This is a genomic window from Bacillus cereus group sp. BceL220, assembly GCF_051776965.1.
Lineage (GTDB): Bacteria > Bacillota > Bacilli > Bacillales > Bacillaceae_G > Bacillus_A > Bacillus_A cereus.
In genome coordinates, this window is sequence record NZ_JBPWBC010000008.1 from 60,953 (window position 1) to 84,701 (window position 23,749).

Genomic DNA, 23,749 nt, shown 5'->3' on the forward strand with positions numbered 1-23,749 from the left:
GCAGAGTATATGCTCTGCATGCTTTTTCATTTGAATTACTCTATTCTATATGCTGCTGCGTCACACAGTGAATCATACCACCATACGCATACAATTCATTCACATAAATACCGACAATTCTTCTTCCTGGAAACTGACCTTCAATAATTTGCAGCCCTAACTTGTCATGTTCATCACCATATACAGGAACTAATACGACTTCATTACCAATATAAAAATTCAAATATGAACCCTTACAGTCTGCTTCTTTTACCACTTTTCTTGTTACTGGTACTGGAATGAGCTGAAATGGCTTTCCATCTATATTTTTCGCTTGTCGCAATTCTTGATAATGCTTTTCGTACGCCTCCAAAAGGTATGGCTCTCCTTCACCGAAAGGATCATATTCATACAGTATCGTATTTTCATTTACAAACCGTGCCGCGCCATCAATATGATAATCCGTATCTTCATCATAATTATCTTCTCCGCGTATACCAGTTATCCATATAAAATTCGTTATTCCTAAATATTTCGTTAATTCCATTTCAATTTCTTTCTGACTTAGTGTGGGATTTCGATTTTCATTTATAATAGACGTTTTCGCCGCCATTAAGGTCCCGTTTCCGTTTATCTCAATTCCCCCGCCCTCTAGACAGACACTAGATTCAACTTTTGGAATGCGATACATTTCACTTATTTTATTCGGAATATTAGCGTCTTTTTCGTACGGATATTTATTTCCCCAACCATTAAATATCCAGTGCGTTAGGCAGCGATTCCCTTCCTTATCCGTTACAAAGATTGGTCCGTTATCTCTTATCCAAATATCATCAGTTTCTTGAATTAAGAAATCAATTTTATCCATATTTACATTAGCTTCCATTAACTTCGATTGGACATGTATTTTCTCTTCTTCATCACATACAACAATATGGACATTTTCTCCATAGTGAAGCTCCTTTGCCATCGATATCCAAATATCATCTAACTTAGCTCTATAACCTTCACCTCTATGTGCTTTATCATGTGGCCATTGGAGCCATGTACCTTCATGTTTCTCCCATTCCGCAGGCATATAAAACAAACTATTTTCTATATTTCTCATACGTGTTCACCCCTTATATGAATGTACGTACAGTCTATACTTTGACATCGTGTTAAGGTCAACAGGAATATCTTCATTTACTTGTAGCAACTTTATAAGGTGACTCTTTATTTCGCCTTTTTATTATGATAAATTGCTTTCGTACATAGAATAAGGATTGACATAATATTAATGTCAATCCTTATTCTCATTCTATTTTCGTAACTAAAAAACAAATTTGTGTCACATACTCTTCTGCTAAACAATCACATTCAGGTCCCTTTATATAAACCTCATATGGCGAATTAACTATTACATACCCATTTTTTTCAACCCATTCTTCTAACGCTATATAAGCGTAACCTATATAGTCGTAACTTCCATAATGCATAGTAGTAACGATTTGATGTGGACTTAGTTTTTTCATTTCATATTCTTGTACTACATCTTCATCATTCCCCTGCATAACCGGGATTCTTAATTCAATATCACTGTTACTTGGAATATATTCTTCATCATAAAAGACTGCAGATGGCGAACCGACTATTTGAAAGTTATTTTTTTGTACCTCTTCATATAAATCATAAAAATAATCATCTATATCATCTATATCATCTATATCTATTTTTACTCTTTGAGTAATTATCGTTACTTCGTTCCTCATTCCCATTAATATATCGTAACTTCTATGGCGAGCAATATTTAGACTACTATTCACCATTACCATTTCATTCATTTCTGAAATAACCTGTAAATTTTGCTTCACTTCATGAGACAACTCGATAATTTGTGATTGTATATGTTGAACAAACGAATCTTGATCCGATGATTGCAAAACAATTTTAATTTTTGGAAGAGGAAATTTATACTCCCTTAGCTTTTTTATTTTCAATGCTACTTCCAGCTGCTCTTGTTCATAATACCTATACCCATTAACCGGATTCACATATGCCGGTTTTAATATCTCCTCTTTGTCATAATGTCTTAACATCCGCGTACTCATTTTACAAATCCGAGAAAACTCAGCGATGGTATACATATCAATACTCCTTGAATATATTTTCTTTTCATTACTTATTTATTAAAACCAATCAAAAATCTTCATTCTGATTTTTCAATCTTCTCATTTTCGAAGGTAACAAATGGCTTGGACAATACCACGTTAAACAATTCATTGCGCCTCCCATTGTTGATATTTCTCCTACATGAATTTGAATAACTTGCTTCTCCGTATACTGTTGAATATATCGTAAAACTTCCTCATCTTTAGCTAGTCCAAACTTAGGAACATAAAGAGCATCACATGATTCTAACATATTTATATACAACCCTTTTGCTGATGCTATCTCTTGATCATATTGTCCTTTCTCTGTATATGATGAAGGAACAACTATAAATGCAGCTTCTGGCATTTGTTCTTGAATAATCTCTTGAACACTATATCTAAATTCATGATCCCCTAAAAAATCACTAATAAACATTGTATGTTCATAAATAAATTTAACCATTCCGTCTGCGTGTGCTAGTACATCCCCTTCTTCAGCAGGAATAATAATAACTCGGCTCACATCTAAATCCCATTCTAACTGCTCAATAATTTCCTCTTCTGTCCAATCATCGTTATCATCAAATATACGTTCTGTTAATATTACGGTATCTTTTTTATTCCAAATAAGATTACCACCATCTAATATTAATGGGGATTTCACATATTCAAAGTCATTCTTTTTCAACCATTTATTAAACTGTTGATCTAAATATCGCCCCTGATCATCTGGCAAATAATTGGGTCTATATTTAAATTTAACTAGATGAGTTGTGACAACCGGTGCAACATCTCTTAGCCAAATATCATCATACTCAAAACAGCTCGTATGAAAGTCTTGTTCTTCAACAGATAAAGATATAAGTTGATCCGCAATTGATTTCTTTTCATTTAAACATTCATTAAAGTAAATCAAGTCTTCATAAAATGGTTGATAATATTCATTCGATTCGTCTGGTATTGCAGTAAAAATAATCCCATTATGTTTTTGTTCCATATTATTTACCTCGCTTTTTAATAGTAGTTACATAACTGATTTCACAAAGCCAACTATTCCTCAATTCATTTCTCTTTTCATTACAACTCATGAACCGCGTATATTTCATGAATGGATTATAGCATGGAGAAATATTATATATTTATATAAAAAATATAAAGCTGACGTTAAGCCTTAAATTGACTCTTGACAAGTTTTTTAAATAACCTATTTTAAAACAACAATAAATGATTAAATGATTTTTTTATCAAGATTCAAACCCATTACTTCTAATAGATCGTTTTGATTATATAAATTCACTAAATGCGCTTCTACTCCTATACAAATTCCTTCTAGCGGAAGATCATTTGGATCCTGACCAAAGGGATCTTCAATTTCAACCCCTATTGCTTCAATACCTATGAATGCAAAACTTATAAATGTAAACTATTTTGATTATTGTAATGAACCATATTTACAAAAACCTCTTTCTCTATTAACCTTTTATTCTTTTAAATCACGAAAGTATACAATTAAATAATAGAATCATAAACCCTATCATTATGAGGCTGGTTAAGATTATTTCTTTCAATACCGTTACTCCTTTTTTGCAAAAAGATAAAATATCTTATTTAATTCAACAACAAATGTTCACTATTCTAAATCCCGACGCATCATTTTAGAATTCGCAATGAACAACGCACTAATTAATACAAAGATTGCACAGGCATATAACAATAAATCTAACGGACTATCGTGATCTATAATGATGAGACGCACAATAGCTGTTATACCTATATATATAAAATATCGTAATGGAAAATGAAAATTCATTTGAAAATACTTTATAATCATTACGATGAATTCAAAGTACAAAAAGAATACGACGATACTATCAATTAAATGATAACTAGATTCATTACCATCCAATTTCAGTTCTTGTATAAACTGAATGACTTCTTTCATAAGAAACACACTTAGAACAACCCCTAAGCAAATTAAAGCTACATTTAAAATGTACTGTAAAACGATAGGAAAATACGAAAACACTATTTTAAAATTCTTTAACACAAACATTTTTCTCCTTTACCATATAAAACGAAAAGCGAACATACACTACAATTCAATTATCATCATATTTAAATTTTATTTTTACAAATAATAAGGAATGACAAAATAGGTAAAGATAAGATTTCACCTATTTTGTCTATATAGCAGCACAACGAAATTACAATTAATTACTTCAATGCAATTGGTTGTTGTTGTGTCACACAATGTATCATACCGCCGTTTTTATACAACTCCCTCACATCAATACCGACTACTTTACGATCTGGGTATAACTTCTGAATCGTATAGTTTGCGATTTTATCATTTGGATCATTATAATTAGGCACTAATACAACTGTATTCCCAATATAATAATTGATATACGATCCCTTATAATCGAGAGTTTTTCCATTCTCTAAAGCAACCTTTTCTTTACTAAGCGGCAAGTATTCATACTTATATTTCTGTCCTGAAGCATTTTTGGCATCTAACAATGTATCCATATCTTTATTGGATAAACCCCATTCAGCTAGGTCATCTTCTTTCATCGTTACAATGGTAGATTTATTATGGAATTTAGCAAATCCATCAATATGAAAGTCCGTAATATCTAAATTAGGTACTCCGTCTAACCAAATAAAGTTTGATACCCCAAGATCACTTATATATTTTTCAATTTCCTTTTCTGATAAATCAGGATTTCTATTTTTATTCGTTACCGCACTTCGAGTTAATAACGCAGTCCCATTGCTGTCTAATTCAATTGCGCCGCCTTCAAGGACAAATTTCCCCCAATCAATTCTTTCAATTCCTGATTGTTTACTCACATTCTTACGTATTTGAGCATCATTTTTATAAGGTGTTTTCTTCCCCCAACCATTAAATGCTGGATCTAATATTTTGAGATTTTTATTGCTGTCATAAACAAAAATTGGTCCACTGTCCCTTGCCCATACATCATCAGTAGGCGAGATAAAGAAATCAATCTTCTCCATATTTAACCCTTCATCTGTTAAAAGGTTATTGATTCTTTCTTTTTCTTCCTGGTCATATGCAACAATGTGGACTTTCTCACCCTCAGTTAAAGCACTTGCCATCTTAACCCAAATAGGTTCAACTTCCTGCTTATACTCTTCACCATATGTGTATTCATGTGGCCATTGTAGCCATGTACCTTCATGTTTATCTTTTTCATCTGGCATCGTATATTTCCCAGCATTTTTCTGTACCTCTACTTTTTCTCCTTCTTTCCCTTTAACATTTTCATTGTTACCCTCAAAAGAGCATCCACTAATAATCGTTGTAGATAATGTAGCTATTAAACAAAACTTTATTGCTTTTTTCATTTTTTCAACCTCCTGTTCTTGTCTCCAATACTGTAAAGCTTCACATAGTGTGAAGCTCAAGCTTTTTTATCAATGTAAAAATTACCAATTGTTCTTTGCATTACTTAGCATTTAACGACCTATTTAGATTTATTCAAATGCCAATCACCTTTTTCACCTATTTATCCCGCTATTTGTGGGCAGTAAGACCCCCACCTCAAAATTCAGCGAAAGCAAAGAAGTTAGGTGGGGCCCTGCTGATTAAAGTTTCACTTTATTCAGTAAGTAAAACTTTACAAAATAAAAAAATCGGTATTGATAATTACATATCAATACCGATTTTTTTATAATTACTTTCCTTCTATTAAATCATTCGCCATTTTCCTAAATTCTTGATTAAATGCATCATTCATACCATTTTGGACGTTAGAAAATAATATGACAAACGTTCGTTTATCCCAGTTAAAATTATTAAAAGTGTTCCAGCCAGCTAATACACCGTGGTTATGATAATAATCTGGGTAAATATAGAAACTAAATCCATATTTTCTTGCAGGTGATGCAGAAAACATATCTGATATACTCTGTTTAGAAAGTAGTTTACCATCCATAATAGCTTCATCTAACTTTTTCATATCTTCAACAGTCGTATACATTTCACCACAGCCATACAACCAGTTCATTTTTAAGCGAGGCGTGGCTATTAACTTATTATCTTTTTTCGTATACCCTTCTGCTAAGAAAATATCTTCTGGGAGTGTTGCGCCCATTCCAGATTCATGCATTCCAACAGGAGTCAAAATATTTTCTTTCACATATTCAGCAAGTGGTTTATTCGATATTTTTTCTACAATATATGCAAGCACCATATAATTATAATCTGTATATTTCCAGCCTGTCCCTGCTGGAAATTGTAACGTTTGTGCCCCAATCCACGTTACTAATTTTAACCGTGATGCTGCGTCAACACTACCTTGTCCCTGTTCTGGTAATCCAGACGTATGTGTTAACAAGTTTCGTAACGTAATATTTTTATCTGCTGGAAACGATGGGATATATTTATTTACATTGTCTTCAATGTTCAACTTCCCTTTTTCTTTTAGTTGCATAATAGATATTGCAACTACTGTTTTCGTAATAGACCCAATGCGATATTTCGTTCTTGGCGTTGTTAATACTTGATCTTTCACATTCGCATAACCGTAGCCTTTTCGTAAAATGACATGATCTTTACTTGCTACAAGAACACTCCCATTAAATCCTTTATCTTTTAAGTACTGATCTAGTTTTCCAGCTGCAATTTCATAACGCTTTTTCTCATTCGCATCAACTTCCTGCTTAACATCTTTTTGCTTACTATTTACATTAGAAAATGCCTTTGTATCATATTTTTTTCCTTTATTTGCATGTATTAGTGTAACAACACTTCCACAAAAAACAGCAAAAATAAAGAAAACGATTAACCATTTCTTTAACATACTAGGAACCCTCTTTTATCTAGTTTCACTTAACGTACATCCATTCTATTTTATATCTTTTAATTATCAAGTATATTATAATATTATTTAATATTCACTCTGTTAAAACTAGATTCCTTTTTCTCATTTTCAATTTTTACTACTCTCTATTGTATTTCTTTCTTGCAAAATTTCCAACATACAATCGGATGCATTAAACTATAATTTCAAATTCTTTTGTAACATTTGTTACATACTAAAAAGAATGGAGATGTAATATGAAAAATACCGATAAACGCAATCGTTTAGATGATAAAATGTTTCATTATCGGATAATAAAAAACAACATGGTATTAATTTAATATTACGGAAAACAGATTATGGTATTAAAAGGAAATGATGCTGAAAAATTTTTAAATAAAATAAATCATGCAAATAACGATAAAGAAAAACAGCTAATTATGGCTAAAATTACAGGTAATTTCAAAAGAGGTAATGAACGAAATTGAAAACGAATCTCATTTACATTTTGATTATACAACAAATAAAAAAGAAATGTCGCTCATTCAACATTTCTTTAGACTTTCTTCATAAAAAATTTACATTGCTAACATTCCTTCATTTTCTATACTTCCTATATAAGCTAACCGCTGAAATAGTTAGTAATACAACTATGCATAACCACGCGTACGTATATCCCTTCTTATCTACAATATAACCAAATAAAGCAGGCGCAACAATAATAGCAATTTGATTTAATGTAAGTGCAAAACTCACTGTCATCCCTACCGATTCTTCACTTGCTGATTCCGCAACTTCAGTTATAAAAAGACTAAACCATCCAATTGAAAAGAACCCTAACAATGCACTTACGCCATACAATACATTCGTTATTGTATGTATGCTCATTACTAATATTAGAATGAAGAAAATAGAAATACAAACAGTTATAAATAAGGGGGTACGCCTATTCCCCTTATAAAATAAATCACTAGTAGCTGCTAATATAACCCTACCAACCATTCCAGAAAAGAACATAACGGAAAATACTTTTCCAGCTAAAATTGGCGTGATTGATTGTTCCAATACTAAAAATTTTATAAAGTGTGCAACTAACACCATTTGCAATGAAATCATACAAATGCCAGTTATATAAATTGCATACAACTCTTTTTTACACATCACTTCTTTTAACTGCATCCAAAAAGAAAGTTTACTACGTTCTTGTTTAACTTTCTCTTGAATATATGGTTCCTTATAAAATATAAAAAATAAAAACCCTCCAATTATACAAATGCATGCAATGCTATTTACCGCATAGGCCATATTATATTTTATTGTAAGAAACGGGATCAATACTCCCGCTAATGTACCACCAATCGGTATACCGGCTTGTCTAATCCCCATCGCTAACCCGCGATTTTCTTTTGAGAACCACTTCATTATCACCTTACTTCCTCCTGGCTGCGAAACACTATAAAACGTTCCTACTAATAAAAGTACAAAGAGTAACCCATTAAATCCATTGACCATATTAGTCAGTAAAAACGAACCCCCTAGTAAAAATAAACTTATCGAAATTAACAACTTTTCATTGTATTGATCAAGTAGCCGCCCAACAAAAAGCATACAAAATAGCGGTCCTATATTTACAACACTTACTAACAATCCACTCTCCGTATTCGTAAGTGCATATTCTTCTTTCCAAAATAAAGCAAATGCTCCAACACCATACGTTATAAGTGTCGCTGTTGTTTGAGCAACTGTCGCAAAAATTAACATAACCCACTTATAAGTACCATTCATCCTTTCTTCCATTAACACAATAATCCCTCCATCCCCTTCCATTGTATGAAAGTTCTGATATCATATAAAATAAAGATTTATCATATAATCCATCAAAAAAAATGATACCTTTTATGGAGGGATGATACTTGGATATAAAAGATTTAACTGTATTTTACGAAGTTACGAAAGAAAAAAACATATCTCACGCAGCTAAAAATTTAAACTATGTACAGTCTGGCGTGACAATGCGTATGAAACAACTAGAAAACGAATTAGGTGTGCCTTTATTTTACCGAAACGGAAAAGGTGTAACTTTAACTTCTAACGGTGAGATTTTATTACCATACGCCAAACAAATTATCCACTTAATGAATCAGTCTGTTAAAGCAGTTCAAAGTAATGGGATCGAACCAAGAGGCACTTTAAAAATTGGATGTACAGAATCTACAACCGCTGTAAGACTTCCATCTATATTAACGGCCTATTATGAGGAATACCCAAAAGTCGAATTGATTTTAGAATCAAATACGACGGAACAATTGATTAGACTTGTATTAGAACGAAAACTAGACGGGGCGTTTATCGCTGGAACCACTCAGCATGCTGAACTTCATACAAATATATTTCATGAAGAAGAATTAGTTCTCATTAGCAAAAAGCCTTTATCTTCCTTTAAAGACATAGGAGACATGAATTTACTTGCATTTAGTCACGGGTGCTATTATAGAAATTTATTAGAAGATTGGCTTCAAGAAGAAGGAATTTCACCTAAACGAGTATTAGAGTTTGGAACAATTGAAGCGATACTCGCATGTGTAAAATCAGGTATGGGCGTAGCAATTATGATGAAGTCTATTTTAAATGGTCACAAACATGACATATCATTCAATCCTTTACCAAATAGCTTCAAAAAAGTTCCTACTACTTTTATTACTAGAAAAGATATATATCACTCTGCTGCATTACAAAAATTTATGGAGATGACTCTCAATGCGTGAAAAGAAAATACGTGGTATGAAACGAAAAACAAACACTATGATAAAGCGAATTGAGGAACATACAAAAACATTCCCTTCTACTTTCTATAACGATGAATATTGGAATATGCTATTGCCAGTTTCGCAAGCTTTTATTGACTCTCGTAAAACACCTAGAAAAGTAAAGCGATTGTGTATTCAAACCTTATTAAATCAAGCAAATCATTTAATAAATATGAAACCGAGCGATACACATACATATCGAGTTGTTGTTTTGATTTCTATAAATAATTTGTGGGATTCGCAAATCATTATATTTAAAAATGAGGACTATTTTCATAATTTCTTTAATAGAAATAGTGAATGTCAAAAATGGATCCTTCTTTCAAATGAAATTGATTTTGGGGAGACATAGGAAATTTCAGTTTATCATTCCTTCCAAACACTTCGCTTTCAAGAAATTATTTATGATGAAGATGAATGCTATGAAAAAGAGATTCTGTTTATCGGGGAGTTAAATTAAAAAGGGTATACCTAAAACACTGGTATACCCTTTTCCACTTATTTTTCCTTCAATACACTATGTAATCGATCCGGATAATTTGTAAACATTCCTGTAGCACCCCATTTGATTAACAATCTCATATCTGGTTTCTCGTTAATTGTATAAGGGTGAATTAACAGTCCATTTTTCCTAGCCATTTTCATATATGACTCATCAATAATTAGTTCTCCGTTATCATTACGTAAGTTTGGTCCAATACCAGCTGCATACTTTTTAATTTCTTGAAAATCATCATTCGTTACACTTTTCGGTTCATGTGTAATGCCAGACCATTCGACAATTTCATTGTTTTCATTTGGATAATACCAAAGCAATTGAACTAACGGAATATTTTCATTCATACTATGAATCTTTTTCAAACTATCTTTACTAAATGATTGAATCATAACACGGCTAGAAGACATGTTTTGACCTACTAAATTATATTTTTGTAACAACGCCAACAATTTCTCTTCCATTCCTGGATACACATCTGGTGATTTTGTTTCAATATAATACTTCATACTTCTTCCATACTTTCGAAAAATTTCTTCAAGAGTTGGAACTTTTTGCCCAACATACTCTTGCTTAGCCTTTTCTGGATACGCTTTATTAAACCATGATCCTGCATCTAAACTCTTTATTTCGCTTAACGTTTTATCACGTACTTCGCCTGTTCCATTTGTAGTGCGATCAACCGCTGTATCATGCATTGCAATTAATTGGCCATCCTTTGTTAATTGAATATCTAACTCTAAATAATCCGCTTTCATTTTTTTCACTAAATCATAAGAAGCAAAAGTGTGCTCAGGTGCATGTCCACTTGCTCCGCGATGTGCAATATTTAAAAACTTATTCGCATTCCATTCATGCTTCCCTTCTGCTTTCGCATGAACAGCTCCCCCAGCAAAGATACTTCCCGTCATAAAGAAAATAACTAAAACGCTAATAATTTTTCTCATCCTTCTAACCCTTCCTACGTTGCAAATTTCAACAAGTTAATGAGATTTACACGAAATAGAAGATATACTTTCATTATTTTTATAAGCTTATATGAAAATTCCAATCTTACAAATACAATTCCCCTATGTTATTACTATACTATTTATTTTCCATATCCCTCCTATTCACATGTAACTCCTTATTGATTACAGTTCATCAATAAAAAAAGCCATAATTTATTTAGAGGACACTTCTGTATCCCTAAATAAATGTATGGCTTATCTCAAATATCTCCGGCCTCGATTAACTTGTCGAAATTAATCATACCAAACCTATTAATATTTGTGAATATTATTTTTTCAGTACGACGAAGCTTTAACCAGTATAAGTTATATATCTCATACTAATTAGTATTTGAACCTATCGAATTTTTCTGTACAGCCTGATTCCTATCTAACTTCTTTAATTTCCATTCATACAAGATAAAATTCTATTATCATTTGACGTGATATTTACGTAAACCTAGGTTTTATTTAATTACAAATTCTTAATTTCGTATATCTTTTCTTGTAAGTTTAGGTTTCTTTTGAGAATGTGGTATATTTACATGTCCCGAAGCAGCCGTGGATTGTCTCCTTTCCTTTCTTGACAGTCTAGGCTTCTTTTGAGAATGTAATTTTTTTAAATGTCGCGAAGTAATACCTTGTTTTTTGAAATCAAAGTAAAAATACAAATGTGTACTTAGCGCTAGGAAAACAACTGAAATAAATGACAATATAACGATTAGCACAATCGCCATAGCTTTTTGGCTCAAAATCCCAATAATAACTTGACCAATCATATAACCTAAACCAGAAAAATATACAATTTTAGGAATTTTCACATCTTGATCAGTTGTCCCCCTTAAGCGGGCTGTAAAATATTTAATCCAGAATAATTCAGATTTATAAACAATTAAACTATATGCAATAAGCGATAGAGTAAAAAATAAAGGTGACTCTATTTCTACGAATTCGTAAGCTAACTTTTGTACAGCTATGAAGCTACAAAATGAAATACTTAAAGCAACAAATCCAGAATATAGTAAATGTTGCAATTGAGGCTGCCGAGGCTTATGAATAGAAACCCAAATTCCCCATAGATTACATATCACATAAAATGGTAAGGCTACGTAAGAGTATATATTGAAAGGTGGAAATATGAATAAAATGATAAGTAGCATAAAATTCATGATAACCCACATAAAGGCCCCTACAACATTCCTTATATCAAATGGTATTAATATTCGTATACAATCCACTATGTTGTTGCCATTATATTTGTCCATTATGCATCCCATCCATTTCCTCTCTCTTCAAATCAATATATATGCATATATACGCTCCAGATATACTAAACACAACAGCCAATAAAGAAAAGACTAAAATTAAGACCGTCGCTAAACCGTTTTGTGATAATGTACCTATACATATTTGTCCAATAACATATCCCAATCCTGATAAATAAACAATTGGAGAAATTTTTATATTCTTCATTGTTTAATCGCCTTAAAAAACTTTTCATTCCAATAGAAATCAATTTATAGATTGTAAGAATGTAAAGCAGAAAAGTAACAATAAAAAATAGAGGTGTTTCAATTTTAATAAAAGTATATGCAATCTTTTGAATCACTATAAAGCTTCCAAAAGAAAAAGTTAGCCCCATAAATCCATTATATAAAATGTGTACCAACCTTGGCTCATTTGGTTTATAAAAAAATACCCATACTCCCCATATATTAGCAATGGAAATAAAAGGTAAAATCACGTATAAGTATATAGTAAAGGTTGGAGGAAATAAAAATGGGGTTAAAATCATAAAATTAATAACTACCCATACCATAACGACACTCGATCTTACACTGCCAGGCATCAATTTCTGAATAATTTGTTCTGTGCTTTTTCCGTGGTATTTTTCCATATTACTCTCCTAAAAACTAAAAAATTTTATCTAAAGTTGCTCCGATTCCAGATTTAACTCTATCTTTTATCGAATCCTGTTTACCATCATGATTCCAATCACCTTTGTTAAATTTGATTCCATCAGTTTCTATATTAATTTCTATAAAAACATCCAAGCTTATTCCACTCCAATAAAAGATCCGTTTGCTGCATCACTAATAAGAAATAATGTAAAAAAAACTGCTTGTTTAAACAGTTTTTTACATTATTTCTTATTTTATTTTAGATAATACATTTTTTTGGAAAGTACGCTCTTCCTGATCTTCATATCCAGTTGAAACAACTTCTTGAATATCATCATGATTAAATAAATAAGTGAAATCTGGATTAATATAGCCTTCTGGATAAGGACATCCCATATAATCGAATTTTCTTACCTCATCTGTTGCTACTTTTTGTTTTCGCCCAAAAATCATAAGTTTCTTTGTACCTTCTTTTAAAATTACAATAGATCCTATAGGAAAAAGTTGCGAATTCATTGTATGTCCTCCTCCTTATTAATTGTTTTTTTAAGAATTTAAGGAATCTAGATTGGTTTTCCATCTCTTTAAATCAATATATATACATATATATACACCATATATACTAGACACAACAGCCAATAAAGAAAAGACTAAAATTAAGACCGTCGCTAAACCGTTTTGTGATAATGTACCTATACATATTTGTCCAATAACATATCCCAATCCTGATAAATAAACAATTGGAGAAATTTTTATATTGTCATTTTCTTCATTGTTTAATCTCCTTAAAAAACTTTTCACTCCAATAGAAATCAATTTATAAATTGTAAAAATGTAAAGCACAAAAGTAACAATAAAAAACAGAGGTGTTTCAATTTCAATAAAAGTATATGCAATCTTTTGAATCACTATAAAGCTTCCAAAAGAAAAAGTTAGCCCCATAAATCCATTATATAAAATGTGTGCCAACCTTGGCTCATTTGGTTTACAAAAAAATACCCATACCCCCCATATATTAGCAATCAAAAGAAAAGGTAAAATTACATATAAGTATATAGTAAAGGTTGGAGGAAATAAAAATGGGGTTAAAATCATAAAATTAATAACTACCCATACCATAACGACACTCGATCTTACACTGCCAGGCATCAATTTCTGAATAATTTGTTCTGTGCTTTTTCCGTGGTATTTTTCCATATTACTCTCCTAAAAACTAAAAAATTTTATCTAAAGTTGCTCCGATTCCAGATTTAACTCTATCTTTTATTGAATCCTGTTTACCATCATGATTCCAATCACCTTTGTTAAACTTAATTCCATCTGTTATTATACTAGCTCCTATAGAAACACCAAAGCCAATACAAGCTCCAGCAACAGTTCCGATTGGACCGCCAAAAACAGTTCCAACAGCTGCACCTAGCTTGGCTCCCGCAAAGGCACTTACAGCAGTTGTACCAACCCCAATTGCTGCATCACCAATAATATCACCAGCTATCTTAGTTTTTGACGCTTTATTTTCAATATTTTCCTTTGTATCATTAATTACATCCCATCCTACAGCTGCATAGCCTAAAGCATTTGTTTTTAATTTCAATGAATCTTTAAGAAATTCTTTTGGTGATAAAACATGTCTTTTTACATCGTCTATTTGCTTTACTTCGGCTAAAGGTAATTTTGTACGCCTTATCACATTAAGTCCATTTTTATCCTTTAGTACGGTCCGATTTTGAAATCTTACCATTTCTTTTCCTTTTCTATCTGTGTAGGGTGTTACACGCAAGCCTTTATTATGTAAAGATGCCAATTTATAGGCAGCTGCACCTTCCGTTACAGTACCCAGTAAAGTAAATGCAGACCCTGCAGGGTTATCTTTCCAATCACCAATATCGCCACCAAACGGTGCGAACCAATTTATATCAATTGCTTCTTCTCCAAATGAAACTTCTTGTTGATCAGCCTTCTCAAAACGATCAGCAGCTTTTCTTAATGAATCACTATGTTCTTTTAAAGCGGTCGTTATAGTAGCTAACATTGATCCTGCGTATTGGGATTGATTTAACACAGCATCTCTTCCAGATATCTGGAAAGGCAGATCGAATAACTGCTGATTGATACGTTGATATGTTTCAGATAGCTCATGAGCTGTTTGTTCTATATTAGAAGCCAGTTTCCTTAAATGGGCAGGAGTAACCTTAATTTCACCGCTCACCTTGTTTCACCGCCTAATGATTTAAGATAAAGCACCATCTTTTTTATCTCTTCAGTAAGAGTAAAGGTATCAAGACAAATAAAATTTGTTTGTGTTTGTTCATTATCTAATACTTTTTGGATTAGCCAATATTGGTTTTGACTATATAAAAACTGAATACAATCTGTAGACCATGAGTCCTTTATATAATAATGAACTTGAACAGTATTTAATTCTTCACGATTATGTATAATGTTTGCTAACTCTAAGGAAGCTTCATCATCTAAGTAAAGTTTCAAGTAATCTACTAATTGCTTGTTTGATTGATTTAAAATAGTTTCCTTATATGCAGAAGAAGGGATTTTAAATGTATAATTTGGACAAGAGAAAGTATTTTTAGGCTGTAATGCTTGATATATATATTGCCAAGCTACCTCTGGTGTCCCGCATTCTTTAAATGTACATTGTTTATCACCGTTAGCATCTGTTATTACATTTTGTATAACTTTTTTTTCACTAAAATAGAAAATATTTTTTTCTAAAGCGCTGTTTTTACCTATCTGTACTTCAATAACAAATCCTGTAGTTAAACAAATGCGGAAATATTCTAAAAGTTGTTTGTTACATAATGTTTCATCTTCTTTTATTATGAGTAGTTCTTCGTTTGTCCAATGCTCGTGCATTACATCTAATTCTTTGTCTATTTCTTCATCTGACCAATTTTCAAAGGGGTTCTCAATTCCAATCATAGTTTCACGGTCAAACATACCAGTTAATACATATACTTCTTTATTTGATAAAATAAGAGGTTCAATAGTCAAACAGTCCCACTCCCTAGCGTAATATGTAATCCCTAAGAAATATAATACAATAAAAAAATGGTTCAATCTAGTAATAGTCAACACTTAAAACTAAAAACTAAAAAAATTCTAATAACAAAAAAAAGAAAGAGAATTAATTTGCATATATCTTTATAATAATAATGTCTCTTCACTACACAATCTTTATTTTTTAAGCCAAAAAAATAGAAGTATCGTCCTATAAAAGACAATACTTCCTTAGTTACTTAAAAATCACATAATAAATTACTCATTACCTCCTCCAGCATTACATCTGGATTTACCACTGCTTTTTCTGAACGCCATCCAATAAAGCCATCTGGTCTAATTAGTACAACTCCTTCATTCTCTATCCCATATAATTCACAAAAAACATTTTCTTGAGCAATAAAATCTCCGCTTAACCCAACTCGATACACTTTAATATTTATCCCTAATTTAGATGAAACATCATATACAGCTTCAGCCCAAGAACTATTGTCTACTCCAGTAAGTAATACAAAATGGTTACCAAATAAGTCTAATATAGAAACTTCTTTCCCTTTATACATCCCCCAAAAGTGAGGTGCTCGTGTTCCAGGTCTTCCATTCAAATCTACGATATCCATTCTATGTGGAGTGGCTGATTCATCTAGTATTGCTTCTGAACAATACTGATACCCGACAGTTACAGCTAAACCATCCATATTATTCAAACTGCCTTCCTCTCTATTTGCAGCACGGAACAACAAACTACTCGCATACTCCGTCGTTAATTTTGCAACAGGATATCTCTCTTCACGATATGTTTCTAACAGTTTTGGTTTTGCCTTCCCTTTTATAACAGCCGCTAATTTCCAGGCTAGATTGTGTGCATCTTGTATTCCTGTATTGGAACCAAACCCTCCTGTTGGCGGCATAATATGTGCGGAATCACCAACTAAAAAAATACGATTTTCTTGAAATTTTGTAGCAGTACTTTCAGCCGCTTTCCACGGTAAAACACTTACTATTTCCGGCTCAACATTTGTGCTTCCAATTGCGGTTTGAATGATTTGTTTACAACGTTCTATAGTGAAATCCTCTGGTCGTTCTCCTTTTAATGGATCGTAGGATACATGGTAAATCCATCTTCTTTCGTTATCAACTGGAATAAGCGCACCAAGAACTTCCGGATGAAGTACCATAGAAAAACCAAATGCATCTCCTTGTATAAACTCACTTAAATCCGCTTCAAAATAAATATTCATATAATAGCCACCGATTGTACCTCGTCCCTCCGTACTTATCCCTAGTTGCTTACGTATTTTACTTTTCGCTCCATCCGCTGCAATTACATAATCACAATAAATAATACTTTCTTCTTCCGTTTCGCGATTCCGAATCGTTGCGATTACTCCTTGCTCATTTTGTTCATAAGAAACTAATTCATGATAAAAAGATAATTCTCCGCCTAGTGTTCTCGCTTCTTGTAACATCATCTCTTCTAAAATAATTTGATAACAAGCGGTTTGTTTTGATGGACTAATCTCTTCTATTTTTTGAAGTAACTTTTCATCGTTTCCATACTGAGCCGCCCTCATTTGTACCAATTCTTCCTTATTCGCCTCAGCTATTGTATGAACTGCTATTCTTCCGCGGCAATTTTCTAACGCTTTACCCGCTGATCTAATTCTTTGTTCTAAACCCAATTCTCGAAATAACTCCATCGTACGAAAAGTGATTCCACCTGCTTTTGGATGAATTGCAGTAGACGGGTGCCTTTCAACCAGTAAATAATCAACGTTATGTTTTGCAAGGAATAGCGCAGATGCTAATCCTGATAATCCTCCTCCAACAATTAAAACTGGTACATCATTCGATTTCATATATTTACCCTCCACATCATTGTTCTGAGCTCAGTGACATAAATATAATCAAAAAAACAACAAAGATATAGACTTATATTTCATTTTAAATTATCATATAGATAGATTACGCCCCAAATTACTTTTACTTTTTCATACATCTATAATCCACCTGAATTGTGTCTGTATGAAAGTGTAAAACAAAAGAACGTACTTTACGTTGAACCATGTTCTATCGTAAAAATCAAAAATAATACAAACATTATAAGCGATTGTAACCTTATGGATTATACAAGGTTACGACCGCTTATTTTATTGTTACATCATTTTTTGTTTTTAAAACCTCATCTATTGTGTTATGTAGTCCTTCCAATCCCTTTTCTATCTCCCTATAATTTTCAACAATAAAAAATTCATTCGTCTCGATTTTCTTTCTCAATATTGCACCTCATACAACAATCATGTAGCATTACCGTATCGAAGTAATGGTTCATCATCTTAAACCTTTCGACTAATTACCTGGAGGCAAAGTGATTGAAATGAATAAACAAGAACAATTAAATATTATAAAAAAAGATTTTATTGATTCTCAAAAAGTATTATTGGCAATTGGTGATGAAACGCGTCAAGCTATTTTATTAGTGCTAATGGAAACGGAATGTCAAACAGGATTACGTGTAGGAGAAATCACGAAGCAAACACATCTTTCCCGTCCAGCAGTATCACATCACCTTAAGATTTTACGAGAAGCTGGCATTATTTTAATGAGAAAAGAAGGTACAAAGAATTTTTATTATATTGATATACGTACAAAATTAGGTTTATTAAAAAATCTTGTATTAGATATTGAGAAGCTATTGCAAAACTTTTATTAAAACTTGGAGGTATAAGAAATGAAAGCAATGATAATTGATAGATATGGAAAAGTCCCAATGCGTATGGCAGAGGTACCTACTCCTGAAATTAATGAGTATGAAGTGCTCGCAGAAATTCATGCAGCTAGTATTAACCCAATTGATTTTAAAATACGCGACGGAAAAGTAAAAATGTTACTGAAATATGAAATGCCCCTAATCCTTGGTAACGACTTTGCCGGTGTCATCACGAAGGTTGGATCAAAAGTAACTCGTTTTAAAGTTGGTGATGAAATATATGCTCGTCCAAGAAAAAATAAGATTGGTACTTTCGCGGAGTATATAGCCATTCATGAAGATGATATAGCTTTAAAACCGAAAAATTTAAGTTTTGAGGAAGCTGCTTCGATTCCACTCGTTGGCTTAACATCATATCAAGCATTACATGACATCATGCAATTACAAAAAGGACAAAAGATTTTAATTCACGCCGGATCCGGTGGTGTTGGTACTTTCGCTATTCAGCTAGCAAAAATAATGGGTGCCATTGTTACAACGACTGCTAGTGAAGCTGGTGCGAATTTAGTAACGTCTCTTGGCGCAGATGAAATTATTAATTACAAAACAGAGAAATTTGAAGATATACTAAAAAATTATGATGCCGTATTTGATACAATCGGCGGTGCAACACTTGAAAAATCATTCAATATTATAAAAAGGGGAGAAAACATTGTTTCCGTTTCAGGCATGCCGAATGCTCGCTTCGGTAAAGAATTTGGTTCAGGATTCTTTAAAACTCTCTTATTTTCATTAGCCAGCAAAAAACTTACTGCACTTGAAAAAAAGCATAATGCTCAATATTCATTTTTATTTATGAAGCCAAGTGGGGATCAATTACGTACTATTGCAAACTATATTGAAGCTGGACAAATCAAACCTGTAATCGATCGAGTTTTTCCTTTTGAAGATGCGCAAAAAGCAATGGAATATTCAGAGTCTGGAAGAGCAAAAGGAAAAATAATTGTAAAAATTAAATAATAATAAAACCTCCATTTTTAAAAATGGAGGTTTTAAATTTGCTGTTAAATAGACATAGTGCAATGAAGTCCTTACAATAGATTGCAAGGGGAAATATTATATTATACTTTTAGTTAACTTTACAAAGAATATATACGTACAAATACATAATTTAAAATACAAAAAGGAGGAGATACAATGACTAAAAATAATGAAACAGGTTGGAATTTAGATAATAGTTATACGACTTTACCACAATCATTTTATACAGAAATCCCCCCTACTCCCGTAAGTTCACCGGAGTTAGTTAAACTAAACCATTCATTAGCGATATCTCTTGGCTTAACCCCTGAAGAACTGAAAAAGGAAGCTGAAATTGCCATTTTCGCTGGCAATGGACTTCCAGAAGGAGCTCATCCATTAGCTCAAGCATATGCTGGTCATCAATTCGGACATTTTAATATGTTAGGCGACGGTCGTGCTCTTTTAATTGGCGAACAAATTACTCCTTCAGGTGAGCGTTTCGATATTCAACTGAAAGGTTCTGGCCCTACTCCCTATTCACGCCGAGGAGATGGCCGTGCTGCACTCGGTCCGATGCTACGTGAATATATTATTAGTGAAGCAATGTATGCACTTGATATTCCGACTACTCGCAGTTTAGCAGTTGTTACAACCGGGGAACCAACATATCGTGAAACAAAATTACCTGGAGCAATTTTAACTAGAGTCGCTAGTAGTCATATACGGGTCGGTACATTTCAATATGCTGCAGCTCGTGGTTCAATAGAGGACCTTAAATCGCTAGCTGACTATACGATAAAAAGACATTACCCAGAAAGTGAATCCCATGAAAACCGATATACTTCATTACTACAAGAAGTCATTAAAAAACAAGCAAGTCTTATCGCAAAATGGCAACTTGTTGGATTTATTCACGGCGTGATGAACACTGACAATATAACGATCAGTGGCGAAACAATTGATTACGGTCCTTGTGCATTTATGGACAATTACGACCAAGGAACCGTATTTAGCTCTATTGACACACAAGGCCGTTATGCATATGGAAATCAACCATATATGGCCGCATGGGACCTCGCCCGATTAGCAGAATCTTTAATACCAATTCTGCACGAAGATGAAGAAGAAGCACTAAAAATCGCTCAAGACGAAATTTCGAAATTTAGCGTACAGTATGAAAACAATTGGTTCCTTGGAATGAAAAAGAAATTAGGACTATTTAGCAACGAAGAACAAGATCAATCACTTATTGAGCAACTTTTAAAAATGATGGAGAAATATAAAGCAGATTACACTAATACATTCCGTTCATTAACTCTTGATACGTTAGAAAATACCCCTCTATTCGATAGTCCTGAATTTAAAGACTGGTACAAACTGTGGCAATCTCGATTAGAAAAACAAGAAGAATCGAAAGAAAACGCCTACGAGATGATGAAAAATAATAACCCATCAATCATCCCGAGGAACCACCGTGTAGAAGAAGCACTAGAAGCAGCTGTTACAAATGACGACTATAGCGTATTGGAGAAACTCCTTGAAGCTTTATCAAATCCTTATGCGTATTCTACAGATCAAGAAGAATACTGCATTCCGCCTGCACCGACGAATCGCCCTTATCGTACTTTTTGTGGGACTTGATTGTTTAATATGTAAAAAGGTGCGTTCATATAAATTGTGTGAACGCACCCTTTTTATATCCCCCCACTCAACTAAAACTTTAAAATGCACATCCCCCGATGCCATTTCTTTAATCCAAAATAAATTCTACACTATTCCAATAGAATTACCCGTAAGCTTGTTAAACAAATATTGAGAAATATAAAACATCATTTCTAAATATTTTTATTTTTGATACTATATTTTATAAGAATATTCAAAAAGTGAGGGGATTTCATGAACGTTCAACTACAAGGTAATGAACAAATTACAAAATTATTTAATGACTGGTATTTGGCTATGCTAAAACAAGATGTGTCCCAAGCGACAAACTTAAAGCATGAAATTGAGGAAAAGGAACTAAACTTTGAAGAAGATGAAAACTTAGCATTATACTATTCTCTACTAAATTTTCGTTTCAAAGTTTTAACTGATGGTTTAAGTATCACAAAAGACAGTTTTAATAAGATAGATTCTTACGCGATTTCACCTAATCACCAACTTTCTTACTACTATCATTTATTTAAAGCAATTCATGCTACTTTAACAACAAATTATAATTTAGCAAGTGAACATTATGAAAAAGCTGCGAGACTACTGGTAAATGCCATTGATGATCTAGAAAAAGGGGAATTTAATTATCGAATGGCTATTTTCTATTATCATTTTTACCAGCCAATTGAGGCTATTGAATATGCAACCAAAGCGAAAGAATTCTTCATAAAAGCTGTAGGGTATGAAAAGAATGTCGCCTCTTGTGAAAGCGTATTAGGCGCAGCATTTGTATATTTAAAACAATACGAGCAAGCAGAGGAAAAATATAATTCGGCAATCAACATTTTACAGAAACAGGATGAAGAATCATTACTGTTAAGAGTACGTAATAACTTAGGGTGGCTATATGCTAATCAAAACTTATCAACATTAGCTATTCGTCATTTATCTGAAGTGACAACAAAAATGCCTACACATTTTAAAGCAATTTTCTTACAAGCAAGAGAACATTCTAAACTTGGTGAAATAAATATCGCTTCAGAATTTATTAAAAAAGGATTAAAAATTTGTACAGAACTTAACAATGAAGAATATATGCTTCACTTTAAAATTTTAGAGTCCCTTAACAATAACGAGTCAACTGAAGACTTAGAAAAAATTATTCTTGAAGGAATTACGTATTTCGACAAAGAATCTTTATATAACTATACTCAAGAATATTCAGAAAAGTTAGCCGTTAAACTTTACGATGAAAATAACCATATAAAAGCAAGTGAGTATTTTCATAAAGCGTTACAAGCAAAAGAAAAAACGTTTGAGAAAGGGGCATTAAAATGATAAAAAAAATTAGTTCTATCGTTTTAGGATTATCTGTACTAAGCATTGTATCTATTGGTCTAAATAGTTCATTTACATATCAAGCAGGTCATGCGGATTTCCCGGCACCCCAAAGACCTGACCTTGTTCAATCCGTTGACGTAAGTAAAGACTACAACTCAACAACAACTGAAAAAGCACTTTAAAAAACGGAAGACCTTCAATTAAGAAGGTCTTTTTAAATACGCTTATTTAGAATATTTTCCTTTCATGTAGACTTTATTTTCTCATCAACTCCGCAATCCTCTTACTCCCCTCACTACCAACTTTCTCAAGTTTCTCCACAACTAAATTTCGTCTCTCTACAGAATGATTTTGACTTAACTTCGCTTTTCCTTCTATTTTATTTATCTTTATTTTGAATCCAACTATTCCCTTACTTAATCCTCCCATATAATTTGGATCTACATCATTAAGTGAGTAGGTGCTCTCTGGATCTTCATATTTATTTACTAAATCTTGAAGAGAATCTACTAATGTCTTTTCATCTTCAACAATTTCTAATTCACCGTATACATGCACTGCAACGTAATTCCATGTTGGTACTGCATTGTTTGTTTCATACCATGACGGAGAGATATAACTATGTGGTCCTTGAAATATAGCTAGTACTTGCTGAGTCCCAATATCTTTCCACTGTTCATTCGGCCGTGCGAAGTGACCATGTAAAGTAAGGGTCTCCCTATTTAATAACAACGGCAAGTGCGTTGCATATGGTTCTCCGTTATGTTGAGAAAATAATGTCGCAAAGCTATTTTGTTCCATTATTTCGTACTTCATCTCTTCATCTTGTATTGCGAAATATTTTGGTATGTACATAAGCTCCCTCTTTTCCGCT

General features: G+C 32.6%; 23 protein-coding genes and 4 pseudogenes. 8 read left to right on the top strand and 19 right to left on the bottom strand.

Translation table 11 applies throughout. The features are described from left to right. Positions 1-40 precede the first annotated feature (40 nt). From ACS2FK_RS20450 to ACS2FK_RS20480, 7 genes and pseudogenes are all read right to left on the bottom strand, one after another. Positions 41-1,087, bottom strand: a complete 1,047-nt coding sequence (locus ACS2FK_RS20450) for an agmatine deiminase family protein (RefSeq protein WP_063548196.1) — start codon at positions 1,085-1,087, stop codon at positions 41-43. A gap of 187 nt (positions 1,088-1,274) precedes the next feature. Further along, positions 1,275-2,105, bottom strand: a complete 831-nt coding sequence (locus tag ACS2FK_RS20455; RefSeq protein WP_063548198.1) for a MerR family transcriptional regulator — start codon at positions 2,103-2,105, stop codon at positions 1,275-1,277. 52 nt (positions 2,106-2,157) lie between these two features. Beyond that, the gene (locus ACS2FK_RS20460; protein ID WP_063548200.1) at positions 2,158-3,108 is read right to left on the bottom strand and encodes an agmatine deiminase family protein; all 951 of its coding nucleotides are present in this window, start codon (positions 3,106-3,108) and stop codon (positions 2,158-2,160) included. Between the two features lie 231 nt (positions 3,109-3,339). Next, positions 3,340-3,531 (bottom strand): annotated as a pseudogene (locus ACS2FK_RS20465) (bestrophin family ion channel); the annotation flags it as partial. A gap of 210 nt (positions 3,532-3,741) precedes the next feature. Further along, on the bottom strand, positions 3,742-4,158 hold the full coding sequence (psiE, locus tag ACS2FK_RS20470; RefSeq protein ID WP_000916570.1) for a phosphate-starvation-inducible protein PsiE: 417 nt from the start codon (positions 4,156-4,158) through the stop codon (positions 3,742-3,744). A gap of 167 nt (positions 4,159-4,325) precedes the next feature. After that, entirely contained in the window at positions 4,326-5,483 is a 1,158-nt protein-coding gene (locus ACS2FK_RS20475) for an agmatine deiminase family protein (protein WP_063548202.1), read from the bottom strand. A 329-nt stretch (positions 5,484-5,812) separates the two neighbouring features. Then, positions 5,813-6,940 (bottom strand): serine hydrolase domain-containing protein, encoded by a 1,128-nt coding sequence (locus ACS2FK_RS20480; RefSeq protein ID WP_000915205.1) that lies wholly within the window; start codon positions 6,938-6,940, stop codon positions 5,813-5,815. A 359-nt stretch (positions 6,941-7,299) separates the two neighbouring features. Here ACS2FK_RS20480 and ACS2FK_RS20485 point away from each other — a divergent pair, with 359 nt between their 5' ends. Continuing rightward, entirely contained in the window at positions 7,300-7,428 is a 129-nt protein-coding gene (locus tag ACS2FK_RS20485) for a hypothetical protein (RefSeq protein WP_063548204.1), read from the top strand. A gap of 109 nt (positions 7,429-7,537) precedes the next feature. On the opposite strand, the gene ACS2FK_RS20490 is transcribed toward ACS2FK_RS20485, so the two are convergent. Continuing rightward, a complete protein-coding gene (locus ACS2FK_RS20490) occupies positions 7,538-8,767 on the bottom strand; it encodes an MFS transporter (RefSeq protein WP_033657483.1) in 1,230 nt (409 codons plus the stop codon). Positions 8,768-8,853: 86 nt separating this feature from the next. On the opposite strand from ACS2FK_RS20490, the gene ACS2FK_RS20495 reads away from it, so the two are divergent. Next, complete coding sequence (locus ACS2FK_RS20495) at positions 8,854-9,705, top strand: LysR family transcriptional regulator (protein ID WP_063548206.1); 852 nt, start codon at positions 8,854-8,856, stop codon at positions 9,703-9,705. After that, a pseudogene (locus ACS2FK_RS20500) lies at positions 9,698-10,207 on the top strand (DUF3916 domain-containing protein). The gene ACS2FK_RS20495 and the pseudogene ACS2FK_RS20500 overlap by 8 nt, the downstream one beginning before the upstream one ends. 38 nt (positions 10,208-10,245) lie before the next feature. Here ACS2FK_RS20500 and ACS2FK_RS20505 read toward each other — a convergent pair. From ACS2FK_RS20505 to ACS2FK_RS20550, 10 genes and pseudogenes are all read right to left on the bottom strand, one after another. Then, positions 10,246-11,190 carry a glycerophosphodiester phosphodiesterase gene (locus ACS2FK_RS20505; protein ID WP_063548208.1) on the bottom strand — a complete coding sequence of 315 codons (945 nt, stop codon included), beginning with the start codon at positions 11,188-11,190 and terminating at the stop codon, positions 10,246-10,248. A gap of 527 nt (positions 11,191-11,717) precedes the next feature. After that, a complete protein-coding gene (locus ACS2FK_RS20510) occupies positions 11,718-12,509 on the bottom strand; it encodes a hypothetical protein (protein ID WP_016512497.1) in 792 nt (263 codons plus the stop codon). Continuing rightward, a pseudogene (locus tag ACS2FK_RS20515) lies at positions 12,484-13,129 on the bottom strand (hypothetical protein). The gene ACS2FK_RS20510 and the pseudogene ACS2FK_RS20515 overlap by 26 nt, the downstream one beginning before the upstream one ends. A 16-nt stretch (positions 13,130-13,145) precedes the next feature. Beyond that, a pseudogene (locus ACS2FK_RS20520) lies at positions 13,146-13,265 on the bottom strand (type VII secretion protein); the annotation flags it as partial. A 117-nt stretch (positions 13,266-13,382) separates the two neighbouring features. After that, on the bottom strand, positions 13,383-13,649 hold the full coding sequence (locus ACS2FK_RS20525; protein ID WP_001088075.1) for a DUF4176 domain-containing protein: 267 nt from the start codon (positions 13,647-13,649) through the stop codon (positions 13,383-13,385). Positions 13,650-13,679: 30 nt separating this feature from the next. Further along, a complete protein-coding gene (locus tag ACS2FK_RS20530) occupies positions 13,680-14,330 on the bottom strand; it encodes a hypothetical protein (RefSeq protein ID WP_063548210.1) in 651 nt (216 codons plus the stop codon). A 16-nt stretch (positions 14,331-14,346) separates the two neighbouring features. Next, positions 14,347-15,342 carry a WXG100 family type VII secretion target gene (locus tag ACS2FK_RS20535; RefSeq protein ID WP_000012250.1) on the bottom strand — a complete coding sequence of 332 codons (996 nt, stop codon included), beginning with the start codon at positions 15,340-15,342 and terminating at the stop codon, positions 14,347-14,349. Continuing rightward, the gene (locus ACS2FK_RS20540) at positions 15,339-16,142 is read right to left on the bottom strand and encodes a hypothetical protein (protein WP_000151461.1); all 804 of its coding nucleotides are present in this window, start codon (positions 16,140-16,142) and stop codon (positions 15,339-15,341) included. The genes ACS2FK_RS20535 and ACS2FK_RS20540 overlap by 4 nt, the downstream gene beginning before the upstream one ends. A 245-nt stretch (positions 16,143-16,387) precedes the next feature. Then, entirely contained in the window at positions 16,388-18,007 is a 1,620-nt protein-coding gene (locus ACS2FK_RS20545; protein ID WP_000839990.1) for an FAD-dependent oxidoreductase, read from the bottom strand. A gap of 286 nt (positions 18,008-18,293) precedes the next feature. Next, the gene (locus ACS2FK_RS20550) at positions 18,294-18,425 is read right to left on the bottom strand and encodes a hypothetical protein (RefSeq protein WP_001227549.1); all 132 of its coding nucleotides are present in this window, start codon (positions 18,423-18,425) and stop codon (positions 18,294-18,296) included. Between the two features lie 91 nt (positions 18,426-18,516). Here ACS2FK_RS20550 and ACS2FK_RS20555 point away from each other — a divergent pair, with 91 nt between their 5' ends. The 5 genes from ACS2FK_RS20555 (at position 18,517) to ACS2FK_RS20575 (ending at position 23,057) form a co-directional block, all read left to right on the top strand. Next, positions 18,517-18,861 carry an ArsR/SmtB family transcription factor gene (locus ACS2FK_RS20555; RefSeq protein ID WP_000571870.1) on the top strand — a complete coding sequence of 115 codons (345 nt, stop codon included), beginning with the start codon at positions 18,517-18,519 and terminating at the stop codon, positions 18,859-18,861. 18 nt (positions 18,862-18,879) lie between these two features. Next, positions 18,880-19,878 (top strand): NADP-dependent oxidoreductase, encoded by a 999-nt coding sequence (locus tag ACS2FK_RS20560; protein ID WP_063548212.1) that lies wholly within the window; start codon positions 18,880-18,882, stop codon positions 19,876-19,878. 177 nt (positions 19,879-20,055) lie between these two features. Next, positions 20,056-21,522 carry a protein adenylyltransferase SelO gene (locus ACS2FK_RS20565; protein WP_063548214.1) on the top strand — a complete coding sequence of 489 codons (1,467 nt, stop codon included), beginning with the start codon at positions 20,056-20,058 and terminating at the stop codon, positions 21,520-21,522. Positions 21,523-21,777: 255 nt separating this feature from the next. Continuing rightward, a complete protein-coding gene (locus ACS2FK_RS20570) occupies positions 21,778-22,872 on the top strand; it encodes a Rap family tetratricopeptide repeat protein (RefSeq protein ID WP_023522647.1) in 1,095 nt (364 codons plus the stop codon). After that, complete coding sequence (locus tag ACS2FK_RS20575; protein WP_023522648.1) at positions 22,869-23,057, top strand: Phr family secreted Rap phosphatase inhibitor; 189 nt, start codon at positions 22,869-22,871, stop codon at positions 23,055-23,057. Before ACS2FK_RS20570 ends, ACS2FK_RS20575 begins: the two co-directional genes overlap by 4 nt. A gap of 73 nt (positions 23,058-23,130) precedes the next feature. Here the strand turns inward: ACS2FK_RS20575 and ACS2FK_RS20580 are convergent, their stop codons facing one another. Further along, entirely contained in the window at positions 23,131-23,730 is a 600-nt protein-coding gene (locus tag ACS2FK_RS20580; RefSeq protein ID WP_016512491.1) for an FMN-binding negative transcriptional regulator, read from the bottom strand. Between the last annotated feature and the right edge of the window lie 19 nt (positions 23,731-23,749).

Excerpts from the sequence above, each read along its gene's own strand:
- ACS2FK_RS20450 (WP_063548196.1), bottom strand. The coding sequence starts at position 1,087 with ATGAGAAATATAGAAAATAGTTTGTTTTATATGCCTGCGGAATGGGAG.
- ACS2FK_RS20455 (WP_063548198.1), bottom strand. The coding sequence starts at position 2,105 with ATGTATACCATCGCTGAGTTTTCTCGGATTTGTAAAATGAGTACGCGG.
- ACS2FK_RS20460 (WP_063548200.1), bottom strand. The coding sequence starts at position 3,108 with ATGGAACAAAAACATAATGGGATTATTTTTACTGCAATACCAGACGAA.
- ACS2FK_RS20475 (WP_063548202.1), bottom strand. The coding sequence starts at position 5,483 with ATGAAAAAAGCAATAAAGTTTTGTTTAATAGCTACATTATCTACAACG.
- ACS2FK_RS20480 (WP_000915205.1), bottom strand. The coding sequence starts at position 6,940 with ATGTTAAAGAAATGGTTAATCGTTTTCTTTATTTTTGCTGTTTTTTGT.
- ACS2FK_RS20485 (WP_063548204.1), top strand. The coding sequence starts at position 7,300 with ATGGTATTAAAAGGAAATGATGCTGAAAAATTTTTAAATAAAATAAAT.
- ACS2FK_RS20490 (WP_033657483.1), bottom strand. The coding sequence starts at position 8,767 with ATGGAAGGGGATGGAGGGATTATTGTGTTAATGGAAGAAAGGATGAAT.
- ACS2FK_RS20505 (WP_063548208.1), bottom strand. The coding sequence starts at position 11,190 with ATGAGAAAAATTATTAGCGTTTTAGTTATTTTCTTTATGACGGGAAGT.
- ACS2FK_RS20510 (WP_016512497.1), bottom strand. The coding sequence starts at position 12,509 with ATGGGATGCATAATGGACAAATATAATGGCAACAACATAGTGGATTGT.
- ACS2FK_RS20525 (WP_001088075.1), bottom strand. The coding sequence starts at position 13,649 with ATGAATTCGCAACTTTTTCCTATAGGATCTATTGTAATTTTAAAAGAA.
- ACS2FK_RS20530 (WP_063548210.1), bottom strand. The coding sequence starts at position 14,330 with ATGGAAAAATACCACGGAAAAAGCACAGAACAAATTATTCAGAAATTG.
- ACS2FK_RS20545 (WP_000839990.1), bottom strand. The coding sequence starts at position 18,007 with ATGAAATCGAATGATGTACCAGTTTTAATTGTTGGAGGAGGATTATCA.
- ACS2FK_RS20560 (WP_063548212.1), top strand. The coding sequence starts at position 18,880 with ATGAAAGCAATGATAATTGATAGATATGGAAAAGTCCCAATGCGTATG.
- ACS2FK_RS20565 (WP_063548214.1), top strand. The coding sequence starts at position 20,056 with ATGACTAAAAATAATGAAACAGGTTGGAATTTAGATAATAGTTATACG.
- ACS2FK_RS20570 (WP_023522647.1), top strand. The coding sequence starts at position 21,778 with ATGAACGTTCAACTACAAGGTAATGAACAAATTACAAAATTATTTAAT.
- ACS2FK_RS20575 (WP_023522648.1), top strand. The coding sequence starts at position 22,869 with ATGATAAAAAAAATTAGTTCTATCGTTTTAGGATTATCTGTACTAAGC.
- ACS2FK_RS20580 (WP_016512491.1), bottom strand. The coding sequence starts at position 23,730 with ATGTACATACCAAAATATTTCGCAATACAAGATGAAGAGATGAAGTAC.